The organism is Alitiscatomonas sp., assembly GCF_037242085.1.
GTDB lineage: Bacteria > Bacillota > Clostridia > Lachnospirales > Lachnospiraceae > Alitiscatomonas > Alitiscatomonas aceti.
Genome location: NZ_JAXXBR010000084.1, coordinates 1 through 9,276 on the forward strand (window position 1 = coordinate 1; position 9,276 = coordinate 9,276).

At 52.4% G+C, this 9,276-nt stretch carries 7 protein-coding genes and 1 pseudogene; 6 read left to right on the forward strand and 2 right to left on the reverse strand.

Annotated features, from left to right (window positions below; translation table 11 throughout):
- The first annotated feature begins 297 nt into the window (after window positions 1-297).
- The 6 genes from WIH05_RS08650 to WIH05_RS08675 all read left to right on the forward strand — a co-directional run bounded on the left by WIH05_RS08650 (window position 298) and on the right by WIH05_RS08675 (window position 7,180).
- Entirely contained in the window at window positions 298-1,605 is a 1,308-nt protein-coding gene (locus tag WIH05_RS08650) for a citrate:proton symporter (RefSeq protein ID WP_215653001.1), read from the forward strand.
- Between the two features lie 163 nt (window positions 1,606-1,768).
- Window positions 1,769-2,068 (forward strand): citrate lyase acyl carrier protein, encoded by a 300-nt coding sequence (gene citD, locus WIH05_RS08655; protein WP_158357082.1) that lies wholly within the window; start codon window positions 1,769-1,771, stop codon window positions 2,066-2,068.
- Window positions 2,068-2,967 carry an aldolase/citrate lyase family protein gene (locus WIH05_RS08660; RefSeq protein ID WP_158357083.1) on the forward strand — a complete coding sequence of 300 codons (900 nt, stop codon included), beginning with the start codon at window positions 2,068-2,070 and terminating at the stop codon, window positions 2,965-2,967. Before citD ends, WIH05_RS08660 begins: the two co-directional genes overlap by 1 nt.
- A gap of 1 nt (window position 2,968) precedes the next feature.
- Entirely contained in the window at window positions 2,969-4,528 is a 1,560-nt protein-coding gene (gene citF, locus WIH05_RS08665) for a citrate lyase subunit alpha (protein ID WP_215653002.1), read from the forward strand.
- A 165-nt stretch (window positions 4,529-4,693) separates the two neighbouring features.
- Window positions 4,694-6,055, forward strand: a complete 1,362-nt coding sequence (locus WIH05_RS08670) for a citrate:proton symporter (RefSeq protein ID WP_158357085.1) — start codon at window positions 4,694-4,696, stop codon at window positions 6,053-6,055.
- A gap of 231 nt (window positions 6,056-6,286) precedes the next feature.
- On the forward strand, window positions 6,287-7,180 hold the full coding sequence (locus WIH05_RS08675) for a hypothetical protein (protein WP_022272614.1): 894 nt from the start codon (window positions 6,287-6,289) through the stop codon (window positions 7,178-7,180).
- An 835-nt stretch (window positions 7,181-8,015) separates the two neighbouring features.
- Here WIH05_RS08675 and WIH05_RS08680 read toward each other — a convergent pair.
- Window positions 8,016-8,564 carry a hypothetical protein gene (locus WIH05_RS08680; RefSeq protein WP_022272616.1) on the reverse strand — a complete coding sequence of 183 codons (549 nt, stop codon included), beginning with the start codon at window positions 8,562-8,564 and terminating at the stop codon, window positions 8,016-8,018.
- 67 nt (window positions 8,565-8,631) lie between these two features.
- Window positions 8,632-9,276, reverse strand: a pseudogene (locus tag WIH05_RS08685) (peptidase M56); the annotation flags it as partial.

Sequence of the window (9,276 nt, forward strand, 5' to 3'; positions counted from 1 at the left end):
TTTTTTGTCTTAGGAATAGTTCCTATATTTGCCAATGATAATTATACACTAACTCCTTTCTCAGTCTGCGGAAGGCCTGAATAGCCAGTCCTGGCCGTATACTGTCTTTTGTATACACAAAACTTAACAGAAATTAAACACACTGGCCGGAGTACCGCTAAGAACTTAGCATAATGCACAAATTATCCCATAGGACAAACCTTATAATTGGTATAATTGTATATATATTAGACGGAATGGCCAGGGGATGGTATGATGTTTCCATAAAAATACAAAGAAGCTAAAGGGGGAAATCCTATGAATCTCGCATTTTTAGGTTTTGCAATGATCATTGTGTTCATGGCGCTGATCATGGCAAAGAAACTGAGTCCGTTCACATCCCTGATCCTGGTGCCGGTGGCATTCGGACTGCTGGCCGGATACGGCTGGGATACCCTGGGCTACGCCATGGACGGCATCAAGAGCGTGGCCTCTACATTTGCAATGATGACCTTCGCGATCTTATACTTCGGCGTCATGCTGACAGCTGGCATGTTCGATCCCATGGTGGACCATGTGGTCGCCTGGTGTAAGGGGGATCCCTTGAAGGTACTGGTAGGAACGGCCATCCTGGCGGCCTTCGTTTCCTTAGACGGCGACGGCACCACCACGGTCATGATCTGCTGTACGGCCATGATCCCCATTTATAACCGGTTAAAGATCAAAAAGATCTACCTGGCTACCCTCATCATCTTACAGAACTGTATCATGAACCTGATCCCCTGGGGCGGTCCCACAGCCCGGGTCATGTCGGTCATGAAGCTGGATGCGGGAGAGATCCTGGCTCCGCTGGTGCCGGGAATGGTGCTTTCGGCCATTTATGTGGTGGGCGTATCCTATTACCTGGGCCTTAAGGAGAGAAAGCGGCTGGGCGTTGCAAAGGCCGCGGCCTCGGAGGCACATAAGGTGGAGGTGTCCCCGGAGGAGCAGGAGTGGAAGCGGCCAAAGCTGATCTTCTTTAACCTGGCCCTGACCGCCGCTGTCATCGTATCCCTGATCATGGGCCTGGCTTCCTCTGCCATCCTCTTCGGCGTGGGAACGGCCATCGCCCTGGTGGTGAACTATCCCGACCAGAAGATCCAGAGAAAGGTCATCAGCTCCCTGGCTCCTGATATGATCAACGTGGTCATGATGGTCCTGGGCGCAGGCGTGCTCATGGGCATCTTAAACGGTCCCGAGGACGCGGGCATGTCAAACGCCATCGCCCAGTTCTTAGTGTCCGTGATCCCCGAATCCCTGGGACGGTACTTCGCGGTGATCATCGCCGTCATCAGCGCGCCGGGTACCTACCTTTTAAACAACGACGCCTTTTACTACGGTGTTCTCCCGCCCCTGGCGGCAACGGCAGAGGCCTACGGGTTCACCAGCCTCCAGATCGGCTTCGCGGCCCTCATGGGACAGGCCTTCCATTTCTTAAGCCCGCTGGTACCCTTTATCTACCTGCTCATGGACCAGACCGAGATCACCCTGGCCCAGTACCAGGGCTATATCTTCAGATGGTGCGTGGGGATCTTCGTGATCTTCATGGTCATGGGGCTGGCTCTGGGATATCTTCCGGTTTTATAATACCTTTCCTTAACGGGACGCTGCGGTCTGCGGCGTCCTGTTCTGGCAGAAGGGCATAAGAAACGCCCTATATATCACATAAAGATATATATATTGGATAAAAAATACCGGAAATGGTATAGTGAGTATAGAAAAAATGACCGAATGAGAAGGAGGGGATCAGATGGAGATCTTAAAAACAGCCATGGCCGGGACCCTGGAGTCCAGCGATGCCCAGGTGACCGTGGAGCCGGGAGACAACGGCATCGAGCTGATGATCGAGAGCAGCGTGATCCATCAGTATGGGAGACAGATCCGCGCGGTGGCCCTGGAGACCTTAGAACGGCTGGATGTGAAAAACGCCAGGGTGACAATCTTTGACAAGGGCGCCCTGGACTGTACCTTAAAGGCCAGAGTGGAATGCGCCGTTTACCGCAGCAACGGCGTCAGTGAAAATCTTCCGTGGGGAGGTGTGATCCGGTAATGCATCCAAATAAAAAACGATTAAGACGTTCCATGATGTTTTTGAACTGCCAGAAGCCGGGCCTTATCAAGGACCCCTATATTTATAAGCCGGATTCCATCATGCTGGATCTGGAGGACGCGGTGGCGGAGAACCAGAAGGACGCGGCCAGGTATTCCCTGTTCCACGCCTTGCAGGAGATCGACTACCATGGCGTAGAACGGGTGGTGCGGATCAACGGCCTGGACACGCCTCACTGGAAGGAGGATATCCGGGTCTGCGTGGCCGGAGGGGCTGACACCATCCGGATCGCAAAGACCGAGACGGCCCAGGATGTGAGGACTGTGGAGGAGCATGTGCTGGCGGCTGAGCGGGAGTTTGGACGGCCCGAGGGCAGCACTCTTTTAATGGCGGCCCTGGAATCCTGCAAGGGCGTTTTAAATGCCCTGGAGGTGTGCCAGTCCTCAGACCGGCTCATCGGCATCGCCCTTTCCGGCGGCGACTACACAAAGGACCTTCAGACCACCATCACCGGCACCGGCGTGGAGCTCATGGGAGCCAGACAGCATATGATCATGGCGGCCCGGGCGGCAGGCGTCCAGTGCTGGGATACGGTGTTCACCAACCTGGACGACATGGAGGGCTTTGAAAAGGAGACCCGTATGATCAAGCTCATGGGCTTCGATGGAAAATCCCTGGTGAACCCCCGTCAGATCGCCGTGGTACATAAGGTGTTCACCCCTGCTGAAAAGGAGATCGTGTTTGCCGAAAAGGTGGTGCGGGAGATCGACGACAAGAAGGCAAAGGGCATCGGTGTATTTACCGTGGATGGAAAGATGATCGACATCGCCTTCTACGACGGAGCAAAGAGAACGCTGGCCATGGCCAAGGCGGCCGGCGTGTATAAGGGGGAGCTGTAATATGATCAATGCTGTTGGAAGAGAGATCCCCGGGGAGATCTTAAAAAAGACCGGCAAGGAACCCTTTCAGGGAGCCTATGCCTATGACAATCATGAATATAAAAAAGCGGCTCCCACCGTCCGCGCGCTCTGCGATCCGGGCCGGAGCAAAATGGTGGAAAACATCCATGAGGCTCTGGTAAAATGCGGCATCCGGGACGGGATGACCCTTTCCTTCCATCACCATTTCCGTGAGGGAGATTATGTGGTCAACATGGTCATGGAGGAGATCCACAAAATGGGCATCAGGGACCTGACCATCTGCGCCAGCTCTCTGGGCAAGGCCAACGACCCCATCGTGCCCTACATCGAGGACGGCACCATCACCGGGATCCAGTCCTCCGGCGTCCGCGGAAAGATCGGAGAGGCCATCTCCACCGGGCGTTTAAGGGACCTGGCCATCATGCGCTCCCACGGCGGAAGGGTCCGCGCGGTGGAATCCGGCGAGGTCCATATCGACATCGCCTTCATCGGGGCCCCCACCTGCGATGAATACGGAAACATGCGGGCCAACGGCGGAAAGAGCGACTGCGGCGTATTATCCTACGCCATGGTGGATGCGGAATATGCCGACAAGGTGGTCGCCCTCACCGACTGCCTGGTCCCCTTCCCCAACGTTCCCGCCAGCATCTCCATGGTCCATGTGGACTATGTGTGCGTGGTGGACGAGATCGGAAATCCGGCAAAGATCGCCACTGGAGCGGCAAAGCCCACCACCGATGTGAGAAAGATCATGATGGCGGACTACTGCACCCAGTTTGTGATCCACACACCGTATTTTAAAGAGGGCTTTTCCTACCAGACCGGCGTGGGCGGAGCCTCCATCGCCTCCACCATTTCCCTGGGAAAGATCATGGAGGAGCGGGGGATCCACATGGGCCTGGGCCTGGGAGGCATCACCACCCCCATGTGTGAGCTTCTGGAAAAGGGCCTGATCAAAAAGATCGTGGATACCCAGGATTTCGATCTGGGAGCCATCGAGTCCATTAAGAGAAACCCGGACCACATTGAGATCTCCGCCTCGGAGTATGCCAACCCGTTCAATAAGGGAGCCTTCGTCAACAAGCTGGATTTCGTGATCCTGGCTTCCCTGGAGGTGGACGTGGACTTTAACTGCAACGTGGTGGTGGGCTCCGACGGCATGATCACAGGGGCCCAGGGCGGTCATCCGGATACGGCGGCCGGCGCAAAATGCACCATCGTCATCGCGCCGCTCCTGCAGGGACGGATCCCGGCCATCTGCACCCGTGTGACTACGGTGACGACTCCCGGCGAGACCGTGGACGTGGTCATCACCGATTACGGCATTGCCATCAACCCCAGACGGCAAGACCTGATCGAATGTATGAAGGACGTGGACCTTCCATTCTGCACCATTGAAGAGCTGCGGGATAAGGCCTACGCCATGGTGGGAGAACCGGATCCGGTGCAGTTTGACGACCGGATCGTGGGCGTCATCGAGGCCCGGGACGGCACCATCATCGACGTGGTCCGCCAGATCAAGGAATACGAGTTCTCATAACCCCTTTTCATAAATACAGATCCCGGCCAGGCCGGGAAAGGCAGACGGTCCGGAGGCACTGTCAGTTTCCGGGCCGTTTTGCCGCCTGAAATGCTAAGAAAGTGCGAAACTTTCATGGAAATATACAAAGAAAACGCAAAATAAGCTTCAAAGGAGAGAAAAAGTATGTCGGGTACCCTTGTAGGAATCCTTGGATTCGCCTGTATCGTCGCCATCGTGGTGACACTGTTCAAAAGTAAGACCCTGCCCAGCATTGCCTTCATCGTTTTTCCGATGATCCTGGCTCTTGTGCTGGTCCTGGGAAAATATTATACCTGGGAGGACATTGCATCCCTCATTAAGAGCGGCTTTTCCAGCACCGGTCCCACAGCGGCCCTGTTCGTGTTCAGTGTCCTGTATTTCGGTATCATGACCGACGCCGGGATGTTCGACGTGATCATCGGGAAGCTGATGCTTCTGGTGAAAGACAGCGTGGTGGGCGTCTGTATCATGACTTGCATCATCGCACTCATCGGCCATCTGGACGGCGGCGGCGCTTCCACCTTCTGTATCGTGGTCCCGGCCATGCTGCCAGTCTATAAAAGGATGCATATGCGTCCCACTACCATGCTGCGGATCGCGGTGCTTTCCATGGGCGTACTGAACCTGATGCCCTGGGCTGGTCCCACCATGCGGGCGGCCACAGTCCTGGGCATCGAGGCCGGAGCCTTATGGCGCACCATCATGCCGATCCAGGCCTGCGGGATCATCCTGGCTCTGGCCGTGGCCGTTGTCAACGGCATCATTGAAAAGAAGCGGGGAGCCGGATTAAACGGGCTCCTGGCCCAGACTGAGGGTCAGGCAGCAGTGAGCCCGGCAGAAGCAGCGGCAGCGGAAGCCGCCAGCGAGCTGGCCCGTCCCAGATTGTTCTTTTTTAACGTGTTCCTTACCATTGCGGTCATTGCCCTTCTGATCCTGGACATCTTCCCCAGCTACGTTCCCTTTATGATGGGCGTGGCCCTGGCGATCCTGGTAAATTATCCGGGGGCGAAAATGCAGAAGAAGATCATCAATCTCCACGCCGGTCCGGCCCTTATGATGTGCTCCACCCTCATGGGAGCAGCCGTTCTCATGGGCGTTCTTGTAAAGAACGTGGAGGGCACAGAAAGCGTCATCACCTGTATGTCCGGCCTGATCAGCGGCTTTTTACCGGCTGTGCTGGGACGCCACCTGCCGCTGGTGATCGGTATTTTAAGCGTGCCTCTGGCCCTGGCCTTCGATACGGACAGCTATTTCTACGGAATGCTTCCGGTAATGATCGGGATCGGAGAGGGCTTCGGCATCGCCGCCACTCCCATTGCCGTTGCCATGGTGGTATGCAGAAACTGCGCCACCTTCATCAGCCCCATGGTTCCGGCCACCCTTCTGGGCGTTGGCCTGGCAGACGTGGACATCAAGGACCATATCAAGAACAGCTTTTTATGGGTATGGGGCTTCAGCTTTATCTGCATGATCGTTGCCGTCCTGTTCGGGATCATGCCCTTATAATTGAAAATCTTAGAAAGAAAAACGCCGTTTCCCTGCGGGCTGATCACAGCTCCGCGGGGGACGGCATTTTTTGTGGTGGAATTTTGGAAAAACAATGATTTTGTAAGAAAAATGTCAGATTAATTATGCGGTTCTTTCTTGAGGACCGGCCTTTTATCTGATAAAATAGGATTGACAAAGAAATTGGGATGGAAAAGGGCTGGTTTCGTGAACCGATGGAAGGAGGCAGACATGGGAAAAGCGATCCTTACTTTTATTTGTATATTCCTGTCATTGGCATTCGGCTTCGATTCCTATGCATCCGAGCATCTGCTTCCACTGGAGGAAAGTGAGTACCAGGAGATCGTTTCCATGAGAGACGAGGTATTATTTCAGATTAATCATGGAGGAGCCCGTGCAGAACTTGGGCGGGATGTGCGGATGGATGAACTGGGGATGGAGAGGGCATATAAAATTTATTCGGAGCCAGGGCTTTTAAAAACAGAGGATCCGAAGAAATCATTGGAGAACAGTGATTATATGTGGCAGATTCCTGTTTATACAGGTCATGTTACGGTTCTGGCTGATATAACGAAAGTAACACTGCTTCCAAAGGATATCCCGGAAGATGCAGAAGAGATGCTTAAAGATGGCTTAAACGACTGGACAGTGGGAGCTGTCTATGTGTACAAAAATGAAACGGTTGATTATAACGAAGCAGTGGCTGTTTCCCTGGAGGCGGCGGGATATGACAGCGATAAATACAGATATGAGATCGTTTCCGGACTTCCCGGGATCCGATATCCCGCAGCAGTCGTATTCAGTGCAGATGGAACCCCCGAGTTTATCATTCCAGTTCAGAAAGCCACGGCACATGCATTTACCGGAGAGTGGCCGACGGCGGCAGAAAACAGGAGTACAGTACCATCTTTGGAGGTACAGGATGGCCGCAATGACAGCGGAACCAGCTTCCCGGTTTATTATTACAGCGATGTTGCCAGAGCATCAAACTCCTGGCTTCGGTACGGGATGGGCCTTTCCTATAAAGAGAGAGGCTTTGGAGCCGGGAACATATCGGCTGTTATATTGGGAGCTGCCGGAGTTTTCACCATAGCAGGTGTCATAAGAAATAAAAATCGTACTTGATAGAACGGGACCATGTATGCCGAAAGCGAGGAAGCAAAATGAAAAAAATAACCGCATGCTTATGTATTATGGCTGTTACGATGTTTTTTGCCTTCTTTCTGTTTTATCCGTGGAGTAAGAAGGTTTACGAGGATGGAGGAACGACCATATATTCCAGCCTTACATATGAACTGATCATATGGAGAACCATCGGCGGGAAAGATGATATTGAGTTTTATCTATTCCCTGAAAACCTGAAAAACCATGTGGTGTAGGGACAGAAAGAAAAGAAACTGCACCTGTAAGGGAGGGGGACATAGACTTGCGCATTTATCTTTATACATTCATTTTGACGTTTGTTTTTTCTTTTTTCCTGTTTTTTCCGTGGAATAAGAAAATTTACGAAGAGGAGAGGATGGTCACCTATTCCAGTCTTTCTTACAAGATCATGATATGGAAGGAGCGGAATTATTTGTATGTGCGAGGAGCCGATCCCGATTGATACAGATAACTGCTTTATCCCCAGCAATCTCATCTAAGGAACGGTATGAACGCAGAAATCGGTGAAAGTCGGCGATTCTGATAAATGGCTATATGAACAGTATCACATGATTTTAATCGAAAATTTATACGAAATGGATCGCACTTTTCACCATACAATGCAAAAGACTGCAAAGCACTCGGACAAACGGATGCGTTGCGGTCTTTATTTTATGATATTCTCCTGTTTAGGTCTGATGTTCTTCAGAAAATCTGAGTGTGGGACCTGCGGTCTGGCAAATCCTGCATTAATTTAAAGAAGGAAACGTTCCTCCCCAGGCGCAGATAGCGTTTTTCAGTCTTATATCTGATCGATTCATGAAATCCACGAATTTCCAAAAATGAAATAAAAAGCACAAAATACCGCAGAGATCCCCAGGAGAATGCCGTGCCACAGGCCGGACCGTTTCCATGCTTTCTCCTCCTCTGGACTTAAGCCCCCGGTTCCCCATTCGCCTTTAAATATACGCTGCCGCTTATGCTTTGAAACATACCAGCATAACCAGACCGCATACCCGGCCGCTGCCAGCAAAAGGGTGATCAGGACAGCTCGGAGAAACGCTGTTATGGGGCAGATCACAGCCAGGAGGCCGGTGAAAAGGAGAAGAAGGATCGGGATATCTGCCGCAACGTATGCAAATTTCCCAAACAGGTCGCGGTACAGGACCTTTGCCTGCTGTGCCTGTTTTATATCTTTGTCATAGGCTTCCTGGGACAATCCCGCGGCCAGACACTTGACGGACAGGTATCCAATGAACAGGATCCAGAACAGATCCGCGACCCCATCAAAGGTCACTATTTTCAGAACGACAAACGCACAGCCAAGCAGAGATACAAGCAGGTTTTTCGGACTGACTAATTTCATGGAAGCACCTCCTCATAACTTCATATTCCGGTTTTGCTTAGGCGATGGTCTTATAAAGGTGAAGCGATCATTGGGGTTTTATCTGAAGAATACCATCCGAGAGCACCAGCTCGCCGGACTCAATGAGCGCATCCTCCTGATAAGCCCTTTTTTCAGCAATAAGAGAATCCTCCTGTACAGTAAGGACATAATCAAAATTCCCCCGGTCCGAAAGATCATAACCGGTGCCTTCCGCATAGTCATAGACCAGGATCTGGTCGTTGACGATTCCTGAGCCAATACTCAGGGTGGAGCAAAGCTCTGGTTTGCCGTCTCCGGTGAGATCACAGAAATAAACGCTCCAGATGGGCATTCCATTATAGAGAGGGGTAATTTCGCTTCCCTTCACAGCTTCCAGCTGCTCTGCGCTCCAGCGAAAGGTGGTTTCTGGAAATTCCTCCAGATCATACTCTCTGACATCATCCCAGACCATTTCGTCTCCATGGAGACAGTCAAACCATTTGACTGGCCGGCCCGGCTCTGGAGCTTTGCTGCTTTCAGATGCGGATATTTCTTCATGGCTTATCACCACCTCCCCGTCCTCATCCAGACGGTAGATCTGGAACACGATCCCGATTTCCGGAACTTCTCCTTTTTTAAAGGAATCCGGATTAAAGAGGACACGGATCCCATCGCCGGGAGCCAGACCTTCGGGGATGGATACGCTGTCATA